A 15962-nucleotide genomic window follows, 5' to 3' on the forward strand; every position below is an offset into this window, starting at 1 on the left:
ATGTGAAGATCGGCGACCTGGTCCGCTACACGGTCACGGTCGAGAACACCGGTACCGTCGATGCGATCGATGCGACCCTGGTCGATACGCCGCCTGCGGGCTTCACCTTCGTCGACGGTTCGCTGTCGGTCGCCGATCGCGACGGCGTCGGTCGCCTGGTCGGTACCTATCCGATCCAGGTCGACCAGGTCGACATCGCCGCCGGTGAGCGCGCGACGTTCACCTACCTGCTGCGGGTCGGCGCCGGCGTGCGCGCGGGCATCCACTCCAACAGCGCGCTGATGCGCGACAACGGCAAGATCGTCTCCAACGTGGCCACCGCCGAAGTGCAGCTGATCGCCGATCCGTTGCTCGACCACGCCCTGATCCTGGGCACGGTGTTCGACGACCGCGACGGCGACGGTTGGCAGGACAGCGCGGCGATCGACGACGCGCGGGTCCAGGGCGGCTTCGCTGCCGACGCTTACGTGCCGAACTCGACTACGGTCGATCGCGGCACCGGTCCGAAGGCGGAACCGGACGCGAGCTCGCCGATGCTGCACGGCATCGTGTTGGGCAGCATCTCGGCCCGTCAGTCCGACGCCGATCCGGTCGACGCGCACCGCGTGGTGATCAGCCAGCGCCTGAAGGAGTTGAGCTTCACCGACGACTTCGCGCTGACCACCAAGCAGGGCGTGACGGTGCGGATGGATGCGGCCGGTACCACCCGGATCGAGCGCAGCGGCGACGCGGCCAAGAACCTCAGTGGCGCGGCCCCGACGGTGGAACGTCGGGTCAGCCCGACCGAAGGCGGCTACGTGGTCGACTACATCGTCCGCAACACCGGTGTCGACGAACGCGGTATCCCGGGCGTGCGTATCGCCTCGATCGAGGGTTTGTTGATGGAGACCGACCAGTACGGCCGCTATCACCTCGAGGGCGTGGACGTGGGCACCCTGGAACGCGGCCGCAATTTCATCCTCAAGGTCGATCCGTCGACCCTGCCGCCGGGCAGCGTGTTCACCACCGACAACCCGCTGACGCGCCGCGTCACCCCGGGCCTGCCGGTCCGCTTCGACTGGGGCGTCAAGCTGCCGGCCGGGCTGATCGAAGGCGGTGAGGAGCAGATCGAGATGGAACTGGGCGAAGTGTTCTTCGCCCCGGGCAGCGCCGAGGTGCGTGCGCAGTACCTGCCGGCGATCGAGAAGATGGCCGCGCAGATCAAGCAACACCGCGGCGGCGAAGTGGTGATCAGCGCCAACGGCGATGGCGAGTCGCTGGCGTTCGATCGGGCTTCGGCGGTCAAGGCCGAGTTGGTCAAGCAATTGCCGGCCGACGTGCTGCAGGCGCTGAAGGTCAGCGTGCGCGGCAACGCCGACGACCCGGGTTCGCTGATCGTCGGTCTGGGCGAAGGCGGTGCGCTGCTGGGCACGGTGTTGTTCGACACCAACAAGGAGACCATCCGTCCGGAGTTCGAGCCGCTGCTGGATAAGGTCGCGGCTGCGCTGGAGCGCATGCACGGCGGCGTCATCGCGATCGTCGGCCACACCGACGTGCGCGCTTCGTACCAGTACAACACTGCGCTCGGCATGCGACGCGCCAAGGCCGTCTACGACGCGTTGGCCCAACGACTGAGCCCCGAAGTGCGCGCCAAGGTGCGAGTCGAGTCGAGTAACGATCCGACCGCCCCTGTCGACGTGAAGCGGAATTGAGGGGGCGGATCATGAAGATGAAGATGAAATTGCTGGACTACACCCTGATCAGCTTGCTGGCGGGCGCAGCCCCGTTGGCGACTGCGCAGGAGTCCACCAAAGAGGCCGCCGCCCAGACCGAAGGGCCTGCCGAAGCCGTGAAGTGCACGGAAGACGCGTGCAGCGGCGAAGACGGCTTGCTGTTCAAGCTGCGTACGCGCAGCTACAGCAAGCCGGTCACCGAGGGCACGACGGCGAAATCCTCGTCGGAAGCCCTGCAGCCGGACCGCCGCGTGTCGGTGGCGCTGGAGCAGCCGGGCAAGGCGGTGGCGATCGGCAAGTGGTCGGTCAGCCTGCCCAACGGCGGGGTGATCTGGGCGACCGAGGATCCCACCTCGGCCGTCCGGAGATGAACATCAGCGGCACCAGCCTGGTCTCGTTCGACGGCACCAAGGTGCTCAAGCCGGTGCGCTTCTATGCGTACAACAACTATTCCTCGTTCATCCAGCGCGCCGAAGTGTTGATCTACCGCGCCAGCGACACCGACCTGGTCGATCCCTTGGCCAAGGTCGAGTTGCCGGTCGGGGCGATCAGCGAGGCCGAATGGGACGGCACCCTGCCGGCCGGTTACGAAGCGCGTGCCGGCGACGAACTGCTGTACCTGGTGCGTGCCTACGGCGCCGACGGCAGCGTCGACGAGACCTATCCGCAACGCATGCAGCTGGTGCGGCCGGAAGAGGCCGAACGCGGCCTGCAGACCATGCGCAATGCCGTGGAACGCAAGCAGGGCACCTCGCTCGGTGTCGAAGAGGCGCAACGCAACAGCCTGACCGAAGCCGTGTTCGGCAGCAGCACCCTGCGCCAGCAGAACATCGGCATCTACGGCTCGCGCATCCGCATCCAGGGCCGCAACATTCCCGAGAACTACTCGGTCACCATCAACGGGCGCAATTTCCCGGTCGACCTGGAACGCAAGCTGGTCGCCGAATACCTTGAGCCGATCGGCCGCCACGAGTACGACCTGCGCCTGAAGGGCGAGGGCGGCGAGATCAACCATATCAACCATAAGCTCGACATCGACGTCAGCGGGCGCTACATGTTCGCCGTCGCGATCGCCGATGTGACCGCCTCCAAGGGCAGCACCTCCGGTTCGATCGAGCCGTTGGCCGGCGACGAGCATTTCGACAAGAGCTTTCTGCTCGAAGGCCGCCTGGGCTTCTATCTGAAGGGCAAGATCAAGGGCAAGTACCTGGTCACCGCCCAGGCCGACACGCGCGAACGCGAGGTCAGCCAGTTGTTCAACGGCTTCTGGAAGGCCGACCCGCAGGACATCTTCCGCCGCCTCGATCCGGACCTGTACTACCCGGTCTACGGCGACGACTCGACCACCTACCGCGACGTCGACACCATGGGCCGGCTGTACGTCCGCGTCGACTGGGACAAGAGCCAGGCGCTGTGGGGCAACTTCGAGACCGGCATCACCGGCACCGAATACGGCCAGTACAGCCGTTCGCTGTACGGCGGTGCGCTCAATTGGCGCAGCCGCCGCAGCACCGTGCTCGGCGAGCCGGGCAGCGAACTGCGGGTGTTCGGTTCCGAGGCGCAGACCGCGCCCGGCCATAACGAGTTCATCGGCACCGGCGGCAGCCTGTACTACCTCAAGCACACCGACGTGCTGCCGGGCTCGGACAAGATCGTGCTGGAAGTCCGCGATGCGACGACCGGCCGGGTCGAGAACCGGGTCGACCTGGTGCGCGGTGCCGACTACGAGATCGACGAGATGCAGGGCCGCATCCTGCTGACCCGTCCGCTGGCGCAGGTGACCCGCGAGAACATCCCGACCCTGACCCGCGACACGCCCCTGGACGGCTTCACCCAGGTGCTGCTGGTCGACTACGAGTTCATTCCGAACGGCTTCGATGCCGACTCGGTCACTGCCGGCTTCCGCGGCAAGCACTGGTTCGGCGATCACGTCGCGCTGGGCGCGACCTATGTCGACGAAAACCGCGCCGGCGACGACTACACCTTGAAGGGGGCGGACCTGACCCTGCAGGCCGGTCGCGGCACCTACCTGAAGCTGGAGCAGAGCCAGACCGAGTCGACCAGTTCGCCGATCTTCTTCTCCGACAACGGCGGCCTGAGCTTCAACGAAATCAACTCCGGGCTCGACCAGCGCAAGGGCACGGCGCGCTCGGTGGAAGCGCGCGCCAACTTCAAGGAGCTGGGCTGGACGAATCTGGACTGGTCGGCCGGCGCCTGGTGGCGTCGCGTCGATCCGGGCTTCTCGATCTCGCGCTACGACCTGGGCCAGGAGGTTCAGGAGCACGGGTTCGAGGTGCTGGGCCAGTTCAATCCGGCCTTCAACATCTACGGCCGCTACAGCCGCGCCGAACGCGGCAGCGAATCGCTGACCCAGGCGCAGTTGACCGGCGAATGGCGGATCAGCGACTCGACCACCTGGGCCGCGGAAATCCGTCGCGTCGAAGAAAACCGCGCCACCCTCGACGCCGCCGGCGTGTTGGGCGCCCTGCAGTACAAGCGCCGCTTCGGCAGCAGCTTCGATCTGTACGGCACCGCCCAGGTCACCCTGGACGACGACAACGGCCGTTACGCCGACAACGACGCCTTCACCCTGGGCGGCAAGTACGTGTTCGGCAACCTGTCGAGCGTCGGCGCCGAGCTGACCACCGGCGACCGCGGCGACGCGGCGCAGATCAACGCCGAGTACCGCATCCAGCCCGACCACACGGTCTACGGCAGCTACACCTACTCGACCGATCGCACCGATTTCGACCCGCTGTTCAACAACCGCCTCAACTCGGGTTGGACCCTCGGCCAGCGCTGGCGCTTGTCGAACCAGGTCAGCATGTACAACGAGAGCCAATTCCTGAAGGCGCCGAACGAATCCGGCCTGGCCCACACCTACGGCATGGATTTCTATCCGAGCCAGGGCTGGAACCTGGGCTTCACCTTGCAGAGTGCACGCCTGGACAAGGAGATCGGCGAAGTCGATCGCCGTGCGGTCAGCCTGAGCGGCGGCCACACCTCGGCCGCGACGCAGTGGCAGAGCAAGCTGGAATGGCGCGAGGACACCGGTGCGGAGCGTCGCGAGCAGTGGGTCACGACCAACAACCTGACCCACAAGATCAACGAAAGCTTCCGTATCGCGGCACGCTTCAACTACTCCAAGACCACCGACCAGATCAACGCCGAGGCCGGCGCCAAGTTCATCGAAGGCAACGTCGGTTTCGCCTGGCGGCCGTGGAACAGCACCAAGTACGCGCTGCTGGGCAAGTACACGTATCTGTACGACGTGTCGGCGCTGCCGCAGATCGGCGACAACGTGGCGTTCTACGATCAGCGCAGCCAGATCCTGTCGCTGGAAGGCATCTACAACCCGAACCACCACTGGGAGTTCGCCGGCAAGCTGGCGCGTCGCGAAGGCGAAGTGCGTTACGGCCGTCTCGAGGGGCAGTGGGCCGATTCGGCGACCACCTTCGCCGCGGTGCAGACCCGCTACGAGTTCGCCGAAACCTGGCATGCGCTGGCCGAGTACCGCTGGCTGGGCGTGAAGGACGGCGGCGATCGCCAAGGCTTCCTGATCGGTGTGGACCGCGACATCGGCCGCTACTTCCGCGTCGGCGTGGGCTACAACTTCACCGAGTTCAGCGACGACCTGACCAACTTCGATTACGACCATCGCGGTTGGCTAATGAACTTGGTCGGATCTTACTGAGTGTCGCGATTGAAACTGATTGCGAAACAATTGGAAAACCGGAAGTTGAGCATGGGCGGTCGAATATTGTTGGATCAGTGTCGATGAGAAACGCGCAAGCGGATTCAATATCGGAAGTTAGCCACCTCCTGCAGGCGGCATCACGTACTTGGCCTGACAAGATGAGGCAAGTAGAAAATGGATGAGAGCCAATTTCCAGCAAGAATACTGATCGCAGACGATCATCCGATCGTCTTTGTCGCGCTAGCCGAAATGCTGAAAACAGCGTTCGGCCAAGCTCGCGTTGTACTTGATTCGGTGGCCGACGGCGATAGTCTACTTTTCCGTCTGCAAACGGGGGCTTGGGGGTATCTGGTTCTAGATTTACGTATGCCAGGCCGATTGAGCGGCGCCCCGCTATTACAGGCAGCGTTAGCAATGCAGCCTTCGCTGCAGGTGATGATCTACACCGTAATGGAATATCCCTGTCTTGCACAGGCTCTTCTGGATCTCGGCGCCCGCGCCTTCGTTTCGAAATCAAGTGGTTCTCCGGTGGCGATCGATGCCATCAGTGCGGTTATAGCAGGGAATGTTTACGTGGACCCGCGGATCGATCTCGAGGCAGCTCGCAAACATCCGTGGTACCAGCTGACATCCGGGGAGAGGGAGGTGATGATTGCTTTGGCTAGAGGCAAAAATCTGCAGGCGATTGCTATAGATAGCAATCGCAGCTACAAGACAATCACTGTGCATAAATACAATGCACTACGTAAACTCGGATTGAGATCAAAGAGCGAAATCGGTTATTACCTCGAACACCACGGTCTAGACTACCTATTGCAAATAGAGGTGGCTTGATTAGAGGCGGGCTCTGATGATGGCGCCTTGAATATGGTGAGATTCGCTCGCTCCTCCCTCGGCCATTTTCCGTTCTATTGCGACATGATAGCCGCAGCGAGAGCGGCCCCACGGCGGCTTCGCACTCACCGCGCGATGTCTATTGCGAGCTAGCTCGCGGGTTGCTCTGCTGTCCGCAGTATGCGGGCTATCGCGCGGTCGCTGTAACCTTCCTGCGTCATGGCCATGATCACGCCACGTTCTTCTGGACTGAAATGACTGTAGTGCGCTTCCGTCGGGGGGGGGCTCAAGGCGGGTAGTGCACTTGAGGTTAGTAAGTGCCGAACCTTCTTTGGTGCTGCAGCACAAGAAGCAAGGTGATGCCCCTTCTATTTAGATTCATTTCGTACATCGGCCGTCCAATGTTCCTGTAACTCGAAGTCATCCGCACCATGGGGTGCCTTTCGTATTAGCCGAAGCTGACGTCTATGCTGATCATTCTGATAATGGGTCAATAGCAAGCTTAGGAGCGCCGCGTGGGCACTTGTACCAAGTGCACCTTCGATCCTCGCCCAAATACCCGCTTCATGCCAGCGCAAGAAGCGCGCGTAGACTGACCGCCATGAGCCATATTCGGCTGGCAACTCGTTCCAGAATGCCCGATTGGCTGCTACCCACAGCACGGCTTCGATAAAGGCCCTGTAATGGTGCTGCTGATCGTGCTTCGCCCTCGTCTGCATATTGCCAGACAGGGATAAGACTATGGAATGCCATTGCGCGTCGCTTAGGCAGACCCTCGCCTCTTGCGAGGAGACTTCGTCTGCAGCCATACGATTGGCTCCTGTGAGGAATGGTAGTTTCGACTTGGAAGGAACAATATCAGCCAAGTATATGCAATCAAAGCATGCATCTGATGACGCACTAACTACATTTTTCTGCCGCGACCAAATTGCAGTGGTGAGGAAATGTTAGTTTTGGTGAGTTTTTGTTCTTGACTATCTTGTGCGTCGGCAAGACTTCCCTTTCCCGCTCTAGTGCGGAATGTATAGCAGGGGCTTCTTATCCTTGGGTAACGAGCTGTACAAATCCTACTCAGAGCACACTCGTGCCATTGAGCTTCGGCTATGCCGAACGGAAAGGTATACGCAAGGGGCACGGCGCAAGGTTTTCTTGACCGAAGTGGCGCGGGTGGTTCCGTGGAAGGAGCTGCTGTCGGTGATCGAGCCGCTGACCTGCGTACGTATCTTGTAGCCAATCAAGCAGTGAGTCCGGTGGGAAGGCTATCGGGTTCGCGCCAACCACGTCGGATGGTGGCCGGTGGGTTGTGGCCCAGCGCGCTGTGTGGCCGTTGCTCGCTATAGAACTGCCGCCAACGTTCGATCAGTAGCTTGGCTCCGGCGCGGCAGCGGAACCACTCGCGGTTAAGTAGTTCGTCGCGCAGCTTGCCGTTGAAGCTCTCGACAAAGCCGTTCTGCCGCGGGCTGCCCGGCGCTATGAGTGCCGAACCGATCGCCACATCGCGCTACCAACGCATTGCCCGGGTAGCCGTGAACTCCGTGCCGTTGTCCGAACGTGCAAACGACGGCTTGCCGCATTGCCGCATCAACCGCGACAAGGTCAGGATCACGTCCTGCGCTAGCAGACTTGCCCCGACCTCGATCGCCAGACATTCCCGAGTGTATTCATCCGAGGACTGCTCATCAATAACCCAGCACTTTTCTACTCCGGGCTTTAACACTAATCATTGGTACGACCTGGGCAGATCATACTCATTGCGGACAAGCTAAGAGCGCGCGCGGACGAATGTCGTTCGTCCGCGCGAAAGGTTCAGTCAAGGTCAGAGCATTGTTCCGGCAGGTTTCACGCCGTTCACATACCGCAGCCAAGCCGGGCTCAACGGCCCTACCAGGTAGCTTCACCCTTAGCGATTAGCTCGTCGTAGAACTGATAATATGAAAATCCCTCTGGATTAACTTGCATCACCAGATCGAGCAACGGGAACTGGCCGTGATCGCCATAATTTTCCGGATAGCGAGGGACGCTGAAGGTCGAGGTGTAAGTAGGTACCTGGAGGATACAGGATTTGTCTTGGGCGACGCCATGCTGGGCGGCTTGCTCGGGGGTCACCCGATTACAGGCTATTCCCTGCTGTGGGTGGCTCACAGGATTTGCCCAGTAGTTCCATACGTGGCCGCCTATAGCATTATTGGAGCGGGTATTTCCACGTCCATCGCGACCGTTCTTATTTCTCTCTTTTTCCCACCACTTGAATCCAGGCATGTATTGGACAAACAGTTGGTCGAGGAAATTGACGCGAGGATCGCTATCCGCCCAGCCAGTCCATGCACTTAGATCGCTACGCATGCTTAGCCAAGTGGCTGCGTTTGCCTGATACTCGATAGGATAATTGAACTCGAGCACTTCGCTCTGCAGGCCGCCCGTGGAAAATTCCAGATAGCAGTTACCGATACAGTGTTGTCCAGACCGTTTAGCTGTGACCTGCCAGTCCTCCTCATGCACGCCGGCCCAATTAGCATGCGGGGACCACGACATCAAGTTGATTTTAAGCACGGTAGTGGGAATCGGAAGGTCGGTTACACCGCCGCACAAGGCTGTTGGGAGCTTGCCCGCCGGATAACGGGCTTTCGCGTACTGCTTGAAGCCCGGCCATGCGCCTGCCCCATTGAAGTACTGGCATTGCGTGGCCTTGGCGGATTTGATCCTCAAGGGCCAGGTCTTACCGAGCGGGGTGTTGCGGGTAAAGACTTCGTCCAAATACATCAGGTACGTTTTTTGCGACGTGGACGGGAACTTCCGCGCGGTATCGATCGAGTCGATGCCGAGTGCGAGGTCTAAACCATGAAAGATCGGATTGGTTATGCCGAAGTCTGCAATATTGTCATCGGTAATGACTCCGCCCAGGCCTTTGTTGCCGGACCCGGTATAAGCAATAAACTCTACGCCTCTGGCCTTGAATTTCGGAAAAATGTGATTCAAGAGGCGCCGCATCTGTATGGTATCCGGCGAGTTCAGATTCGCGAAACCTTGCTCGATGTTAAGGAACCAACCGTCTAAATTTAGCTCTTTAGCGATTTGCTCCAGTCGATACAATGCGGGAATATCAAAGTCCGCTTCCTCCGTCGCATCCCAATTCCAGGAGTTCTTTAACGAACCAATCAGCGTATTGACCATGCCGGAATTGCCGTACTTATGGTCGATATACACGGTGCCGTAGATCTTGACACCATTATCATGCGCGGCGCTGACCCAATTGGGGTCGGGGGCGATCACATGAGCCCCCGTGCGTTGATCTCCTCCCATATATATCAATTTCCGGATGAAGGCCCAGTTTTCGAAGGTGACTGGCGGAGGTGCTCCTTCGGGATAGGTTTTGACGGCAGGTCGAAGTCGGTATAGCGCGGTGAACTCGGCGCCGGCGTCGGCACGACCGTCGACCATCCAGCTCGATGACAGGCTCGTGTTCAGCGGGGTAGTCGATGGCGCGAGATGGCTAGATGAAGTAATAACAATATTGTCTTGCAGAAGGTAATCAAAGTCTTCGGAATTGCTATCTATATCCAGCGCCCAGGTATAAGTATTGACCTCGGCGGCCATACTGTTGGAGCTGACAAGAAAGCACAGAGATAGTGCGATCGATGCATTGCGTCTCATGCTGTCATCCTTTGATTTGGTTTTGAGCGGGAGGAGAAGGGGCGAGCTAATTGATGACGCCTCCAGCCGCTGAAGAAGCGAACCCGAGTGACGGACGCAAAATCGTCGGCAGGCCACAATTTGTTGCTTTCTCACTTGCGCTTAAACTGGGAAATGTACTGCCCCCTCCCGCCCCCTTCTCCCTGCTCTTCGGGGCCGTGAGCCACCTGAGATTTCTTCTATGTTTCACTCTCGCGCTAACCTTGACGACGCTGGCACCAGAAGTCGTCGAAGCTATTGGACGATGCTCTTCCTGGCGATGCCGGACTGAATGCCCTCGGAATTAATCCTCGGCTTCAGTGGAGCGCACAGATAATCCAGCTAAACTCAACGCGGCTTCAGCTTGAGCGGTGATTAGATGATTTCACGTATCTACCGTTCCCCAAGCCCAATCTCCCCGCACCTTAGAAAACTTCCGAGAGAGAGCCACGCGCGCGAAAGACGGCCTGGACTTTGTTGTGAATATCGTCTCGAACAGCAGTGACGCCTCCGTTGAGAAGATCGCCCACTCACTCTGTGCCGGGATCTCGTAAATCGCTTCTTCCATCGCTGGATCGCGCGAGGCGTCCAACTATCGCAGACAATGATTCGCAACATGGCTTCGAGCGCGTACGGCTGACGAGCGCGGCGGCTCGCCTTGGGATAGTGTGGCTCGTTCAGCGACAGAATTTCCTTCCACGAAAGACCTGTGTGATTCAGGTCAGGAAGAGCTCATGCCGCGTCGATTTGCCTTTACCTTACCGTTCCGCAGCCCCAAAGCTGAGCTGCATGGGGGGCGCTGAGTTCGCTCAAGAGAAATTGTTCAGCCCCTTGATGGCTCTAGCACTTGGAACTATGACACCGCAAAGCTATCGCAGCATCGCTCGCACAGGAAGCCCATCTCGATCTGGGGCATCGCAATGATAATTCGGCCACCATGGAAACCACCACAACGCCAAATGTCGGGGCGCGGGCTCATCGGACCATTTCAATTAGTGAGCTGGATCTCTTGAACATCATCGCAAGTGCCGCCTACATGATCGTATCCGGTGACGCGAAGGCCGGAGGTCATTGCCAATTGGAGCGCTTGAGTCATAACCCTGCCGACAGGGTCGTTAAGATTAAGCCCCCAATCGAGAGTGGTAAAATAGCGACGTCCGTCTGACGTCAAAAATTCGAAGCGAACCGCGTTTCCGCTGTCGACGGTGACCTCGTCGTCATCTATATAGCCAAGACTGACGTTCACCACTTGCACATCACTGAAGCACTGCGACGCAGCACATGCACCACTGGCGCTAAACAGCAATGCCACCGCAAATATCCTGATCATGCCATTTCCTTCAATAGTTATTCAACCGAATGCTCGACCGCAACCATTAGCGACGAGCTGTTACCTGTCATCGCAACCGCACCCCAGAACACCTGTTGGATCGTTAATGAAATCGATCGACGCAAGAACGCCCTCCGTGCAGCCGCAATCGCATCCGCCCTTGCCGCACTCCACGGCGACCTTGAACCGCCCCAAGCGTTACTGTATGCCGAGCAACGAAAGCGTGCGTAGCGAATACATCCTGGCCACTAGCTTGATATCTTTGTCGGTCAGACCGAAGGTAGGGCGCTCGACCTCCTTACCCGAACGCTCGGTGAAAAACGGGAGTCTGCGGCTCCTGAGGTCTTGAGCCAGATCGACTGCGTTGCGCGGATACGAACCGTAGTGCATTACCGATCGGATATCATACTGAAACGTATCACCGGGATTGGATGCTATCGGCTGCAAGTTGTGTATCGTCATGCCATACAGCCTCTTACTATAATTTCCTTTAATATAGGCCATCGAATCATCGCGAATAATAATCGCCTTAGAGCGGTCCAAATGTTGGTGTTGATGCTGCAAGCCGACGACATGCCCGATTTCGTGTATGACGCTCTGCTTATCGCAGGTCAGAGCGAGCCGCACTTCACCGACCTCTCCCGATCGAGGCATGCCCATGTCGGCGCTGCAGCCGGAGGGATTCGGCTTGAATATGATCCTGTGCTTACCGTTACTCACATAATCGAATCTGAAATGCGTTCTTTCATTCCACTCATTGACCGCTTGCTTGATGGCGATGACGGTTTCGGCTGGCATTGCCGGGTCGATTACGTACGGAATGCTGGTATTGGTCCACAGCCTCACCGGTTCGACCACCACCCTATCGTATTCATTGTCGATGGCGCGCTCGACTCGGCCTAAGTGGGCGTTGATTTCCGCCTCGGTTGCCGACCCGATGATGTGGACGTCCTTCGGATGAATGGTGGCATCGTCAGACGAGAAAATTCGACCGTCCCGCATGGGCATAACTCGATTCTGCCCCATGTAGTTCACTCGCTTCCATTCGAAAGGATCAAGTCGATTCGGCCCCGTGTCGTTCACTCCTTTCGACTCGAAAGAGTCTGCCGCGGCCGCCTCGCCTCCGATCATTAGCACCATGCCCACCAAGCAGTACAATGTCGTTCGCCGCCGACGTGGGCGCTCGTATAATTCGTTTCTTTTGTCCACAGACGCGCTCCTCAAAGCAAGAAAATGCTACCCCTCCGCTTCACAGCCGTTGTACGGCGCGGACTGAGGGTTGCGTTTAGCCGCCGTAATAGACCTGAATCTCCTGTACATCGTCGCACCGCGTGCCGTAGTGATCGTACCCTCTGACTCGCGCACCGGTGGTCAGCGCCATCAGCACCGCACTAGCCATCATCCGACCTTTGTCAGAGTCCAAGTTATACGCGCGATCGAACGGTATGATCATGCCATCGCTAAGCTCGATATAGACCGCCTGACCGCTATCTCCTTGCCTCCCGTTGGATGCGACCTGCCCGAGCATGACCCTGACCACGGAAACATTATCGAAGCATTTCGTGCCGGTCGCAGCCGCCGAACCGGAAACGGTCATGAGAAGAATCGTTAGCGGAACTAGTGTCCTAAGCATATTTTATCCTCTGTTGGTAAAAGCCACTAATCGCAGACAAATCACAGTACAAGTTTGCTACATGCCTTCATTCACCCTGGCGCTTGGCCGGGGAAGCGGGAGTACCGATTCCCTATCGATGCCGTCCCTGATCGCACCAATGCTAGGCTGCCTGAGCGAAGATGTCGTGCATAGCCCGCGACCAAGAACATCCTGTTCTTAGATGAGTAACGACCAAGGGAAGAAGGTAGGCGCGCACCGCTGCGTGGGGGAAGGCCTGCGCGACTCCTGTTGACCGACAAAAGGTCAGAGTTCTACTCAGAGCACCCTCATGCATCTGGGCTTCGGCGATGCGAAGCGTAAAAGTACAGGCAAGAGGGCACGGCGAAAGACATCGTTAGGAACCGCATTAAGATGGCTCCACCACCACTCGCGCAGGTGACGAAATAGTAGAGGTACTGCTGCAAAGAACGCTCGACCAAGAAGCTAGACGAACCGCCCCTCAATCTAAGGGGCGAGGCAAACCTGATCATTTCTATAGTCTGTCGGCTGCTTGGCAGTCAACTGGACAACTCAGCTTCGAGCTCGAAGAATACCTCTCGGACCCGCCAAGGAAACGCTGGAACGACACGCCCAAAAGCGCGACTGGAATCTAAGCTGCACGAAGTTCTCGCAGGCCTTCCTATAGGGCACCTCTAACCGCCAAACTTTTCCGTTAGGCTAAGTGCCCTTGCGCCGCCGCAGCGGAATCCCTTAATGATCGATCTGTTTGCGGCCGAAAGTCGAACCGCGAAGCGGGAAAAGGAAATCCGCAGCAGATGCTAGACCGGCACATCGACTCGCAGCGCTCGCCGCCGTGATCGACGCCCAACTTACGCTGGGTGATAGTGGCCGCGGCGGGCGGTCGCCGTATCCGACTGAGCTGATGATTCGGTTACTGGTTCTGCAGCAGTTGTACAACCAGCCCGACGATGCATTGGAATTCCAAGTGCTCGATCGTGGCAGTTTTCTACGTTTCCTAACATTGGAGCGCAGCGCGCGGACGCCCGATGTAGAGACGGTGTGGGTGTGGGGCGGCGAGCGACTCAAGCGATACGGCCTGATCGGCGAGATCAGCGCGTCGGTGAGCGGGCAATAGCAGCGGGCCGAATTCCTTACCAACGAGGATCAGATCTCGACGCCGTCATCGCCAGTGCACCGATCCGGCGCAGTACGTGTGATGAAAGTGGCGGTCTTGCCTGCGGAGAGGTGCCCGCGGACTGAAGCGGGGGCAAGTGCGCGCAGAAATACATCGACGCGCGCTGGACCTATAAGCACGGCAAGCATCAATACGAGGTGCAAATTGCATGCCAATGCCGATCCGCGCTTCATTCATCGCGTGGAGATAGCGCCGGCATCGTTCAACGACACGTTAATGTTCGATCAAGTGCTGGATCCAGCTAATATTTGGCGCGATGTGTATGCCGATCGCGGTTGTGCCAAACGAGCGAGCGAAACGGAGCTGATGCGGCAACGGTATCGACCAACAGTTCAATGCAATGGCGAAGCGGGTCGGCCGCGAAGCGCCGCGTGGCAACGTCGCAGTCATGGTGCCGCCAGGCGGCGCACGTTTGGCGAGCCCCTGTTTGCGCGGCTGGCAGATAGGCGGTAAGTCTCTGCGCACGATTGGATTGGTGCGAGCAGAGGTGTTGATCGGCCTGAAAGATCACGCACAACCAGCAACGGCTGGCGCGCTGCAGGAGCGTGTTAGTGCGGCTCGGTTTGAGGGGGGGCTAGAGGTACAGGGCGATCTGCGGGTTGTGAGAGAAGCATCGAACGGCAAGGACGCGTTCATCGCGATCTGGAAGCCCCGGCCCCAATGGCGCCGTTGACGTCTCCCGGGAGCTTTGCTACCGCTCAGTCGGTACCGCTAGATTGGGGTCGTACCCGCATATTGAGCGCTCGAAGATGTGCTTCATTAGCAACAGCCTCTCTCATCGGACAAGGCTTTTCTCCCCTTAGTGCCGTCCTTCTTTAATCATGGCGAGAAAGAAACGAGATCCGGAGAAGACGGAATCCTTTGCGCCAGGAATGTCACTAGGGCCATAACTTTCGGCGACATCTTCCGACTGGCAGGATAAACCAGCGAAATCGGCTGCGGCGGCGGCGCCGCATCGGCCAGCAATACCTTCAAGTCGCCGGCCAGTACCGCGTCTTGAATCAGATACCCCGGAAGATAGGCCAGCCCCAATCCAGCTTTAGCCGCTTCGAGCAACTGAAAATAGCAAGCGCTGCGTATGCGCTCGTGGGTCCGGAACAGATGGGCATGGCCGTTGTGTTGCATGGTCCAACCACCAACGGCGCCTGCCCCAGAGTGAAGCAGGCAATCGTGCAGTTCGAACTGCTTTGGGGAGTCAGGCGCGCTACGCAATGCCAAGTATGCGGGACTGGCGCAGACCCACATGCGGTTATGACCGATCGATCGCGCGATAAGAGTGGAATCCGCTAAATGCCCGACCCGCACGGCGATGTCGAAACCACCGCCTTCTAAGCAGGCTTCGCGGTCATCGACCTGCACTTCCACTTTCAGCTCGGGATAGATTTTGGCGAACTCCGCCAGCAACGGCGCGGCGATCTTGACGGAGAAGGTCCGGGGCAAAAGCACCCGGATCCCCCCCGAACCCCCCTGTTGAATCCCGTAACGAAGTCGTTCGCCGTCTCGATCAATTCGAGAATTTCCAAGCATTTGACGAAGTAGGCGGCGCCAACCTCAGTCGGTCGGACGTAGGCCGTCGATCGATCGATCAAGCACTCGCCCAGTTGACGCTCCATATCGCGGATCCGGCGGCTCACTACCGATTTACTGGTTCCAAGCATCCTTGCTGCCGCGGTAAAGCTCCCGGCATTGATGATCTCGACGAAAGTCGCCATTTCGGCGACATCTACGAGGGTCGAACTGCGAACAACAGGCTCGACCGAAGGCGCTTCCAGATTCATAAGTAAAAGCACTCATCGCGTCTCGTTGCGGAATTTTCAATCCAGCGCGGCACCAGATTGCCCACCGATAGCTTTGCAGTTTCATTCCTGAAACCTCCAGTGACACGTTCAACAAATCGGCCATGCCCGCCG

The 15962-nt window shown here is 58.9% G+C and carries 12 protein-coding genes and 1 pseudogene; 5 read left to right on the forward strand and 8 right to left on the reverse strand.

Annotation, left to right across the window (positions count from 1 at the left end):
• Nucleotides 1-2 precede the first annotated feature (2 nt).
• The 4 genes from GLA29479_RS20585 (at nt 3) to GLA29479_RS23960 (ending at nt 6243) form a co-directional block, all read left to right on the forward strand.
• Nucleotides 3-1691 (forward strand): OmpA family protein, encoded by a 1689-nt coding sequence (locus tag GLA29479_RS20585; RefSeq protein ID WP_057972696.1) that lies wholly within the window; start codon nt 3-5, stop codon nt 1689-1691.
• Nucleotides 1692-1708: 17 nt separating this feature from the next.
• Nucleotides 1709-2083: a hypothetical protein gene (locus tag GLA29479_RS25645; RefSeq protein WP_211265007.1), complete on the forward strand. Its 375-nt coding sequence runs from the start codon at nt 1709-1711 to the stop codon at nt 2081-2083.
• Nucleotides 2080-5406, forward strand: a complete 3327-nt coding sequence (locus GLA29479_RS20595) for a BamA/TamA family outer membrane protein (protein ID WP_057972698.1) — start codon at nt 2080-2082, stop codon at nt 5404-5406. The genes GLA29479_RS25645 and GLA29479_RS20595 overlap by 4 nt, the downstream gene beginning before the upstream one ends.
• 177 nt (nt 5407-5583) lie before the next feature.
• A complete protein-coding gene (locus GLA29479_RS23960; RefSeq protein ID WP_082638858.1) occupies nt 5584-6243 on the forward strand; it encodes a response regulator transcription factor in 660 nt (219 codons plus the stop codon).
• A 368-nt stretch (nt 6244-6611) separates the two neighbouring features.
• Here the strand turns inward: GLA29479_RS23960 and GLA29479_RS26180 are convergent, their stop codons facing one another.
• The 6 genes and pseudogenes from GLA29479_RS26180 to GLA29479_RS20625 form a co-directional block, all read right to left on the reverse strand.
• A complete protein-coding gene (locus GLA29479_RS26180) occupies nt 6612-7052 on the reverse strand; it encodes a transposase (RefSeq protein WP_082638860.1) in 441 nt (146 codons plus the stop codon).
• Nucleotides 7053-7477: 425 nt separating this feature from the next.
• A pseudogene (locus tag GLA29479_RS23975) lies at nt 7478-7909 on the reverse strand (integrase core domain-containing protein); the annotation flags it as partial.
• A 215-nt stretch (nt 7910-8124) separates the two neighbouring features.
• Nucleotides 8125-9894 (reverse strand): endo-beta-N-acetylglucosaminidase, encoded by a 1770-nt coding sequence (locus GLA29479_RS20605; protein WP_082638861.1) that lies wholly within the window; start codon nt 9892-9894, stop codon nt 8125-8127.
• Nucleotides 9895-10900: 1006 nt separating this feature from the next.
• The gene (locus tag GLA29479_RS20615) at nt 10901-11242 is read right to left on the reverse strand and encodes a hypothetical protein (protein ID WP_057972702.1); all 342 of its coding nucleotides are present in this window, start codon (nt 11240-11242) and stop codon (nt 10901-10903) included.
• Nucleotides 11243-11440: 198 nt separating this feature from the next.
• Complete coding sequence (locus tag GLA29479_RS20620) at nt 11441-12325, reverse strand: M12 family metallopeptidase (RefSeq protein ID WP_169795704.1); 885 nt, start codon at nt 12323-12325, stop codon at nt 11441-11443.
• 202 nt (nt 12326-12527) lie between these two features.
• The gene (locus GLA29479_RS20625; protein WP_144436659.1) at nt 12528-12839 is read right to left on the reverse strand and encodes a hypothetical protein; all 312 of its coding nucleotides are present in this window, start codon (nt 12837-12839) and stop codon (nt 12528-12530) included.
• Nucleotides 12840-13710: 871 nt separating this feature from the next.
• On the opposite strand from GLA29479_RS20625, the gene GLA29479_RS20630 reads away from it, so the two are divergent.
• Nucleotides 13711-13992 carry a transposase gene (locus tag GLA29479_RS20630; protein WP_057972705.1) on the forward strand — a complete coding sequence of 94 codons (282 nt, stop codon included), beginning with the start codon at nt 13711-13713 and terminating at the stop codon, nt 13990-13992.
• 879 nt (nt 13993-14871) lie between these two features.
• On the opposite strand, the gene GLA29479_RS20635 is transcribed toward GLA29479_RS20630, so the two are convergent.
• A complete protein-coding gene (locus GLA29479_RS20635) occupies nt 14872-15528 on the reverse strand; it encodes a substrate binding domain-containing protein (RefSeq protein ID WP_425599989.1) in 657 nt (218 codons plus the stop codon).
• The gene (locus GLA29479_RS26185; protein ID WP_082638864.1) at nt 15420-15830 is read right to left on the reverse strand and encodes a LysR family transcriptional regulator; all 411 of its coding nucleotides are present in this window, start codon (nt 15828-15830) and stop codon (nt 15420-15422) included. Before GLA29479_RS26185 ends, GLA29479_RS20635 begins: the two co-directional genes overlap by 109 nt.
• Nucleotides 15831-15962 lie beyond the last annotated feature (132 nt).

It is taken from the genome of Lysobacter antibioticus (assembly GCF_001442535.1).
GTDB classification, from domain to species: domain Bacteria; phylum Pseudomonadota; class Gammaproteobacteria; order Xanthomonadales; family Xanthomonadaceae; genus Lysobacter; species Lysobacter antibioticus.

Bases quoted from the DNA above. Each gene is read 5' to 3' on its own strand.
- GLA29479_RS20625 (WP_144436659.1), bottom strand. From the start codon at position 12,839: ATGACCGTTTCCGGTTCGGCGGCTGCGACCGGCACGAAATGCTTCGAT.
- GLA29479_RS25645 (WP_211265007.1), top strand. From the start codon at position 1,709: ATGAAGATGAAATTGCTGGACTACACCCTGATCAGCTTGCTGGCGGGC.
- GLA29479_RS20615 (WP_057972702.1), bottom strand. From the start codon at position 11,242: ATGATCAGGATATTTGCGGTGGCATTGCTGTTTAGCGCCAGTGGTGCA.
- GLA29479_RS26185 (WP_082638864.1), bottom strand. From the start codon at position 15,830: ATGAATCTGGAAGCGCCTTCGGTCGAGCCTGTTGTTCGCAGTTCGACC.
- GLA29479_RS20605 (WP_082638861.1), bottom strand. From the start codon at position 9,894: ATGAGACGCAATGCATCGATCGCACTATCTCTGTGCTTTCTTGTCAGC.
- GLA29479_RS20595 (WP_057972698.1), top strand. From the start codon at position 2,080: ATGAACATCAGCGGCACCAGCCTGGTCTCGTTCGACGGCACCAAGGTG.
- GLA29479_RS23960 (WP_082638858.1), top strand. From the start codon at position 5,584: ATGGATGAGAGCCAATTTCCAGCAAGAATACTGATCGCAGACGATCAT.
- GLA29479_RS26180 (WP_082638860.1), bottom strand. From the start codon at position 7,052: ATGGCTGCAGACGAAGTCTCCTCGCAAGAGGCGAGGGTCTGCCTAAGC.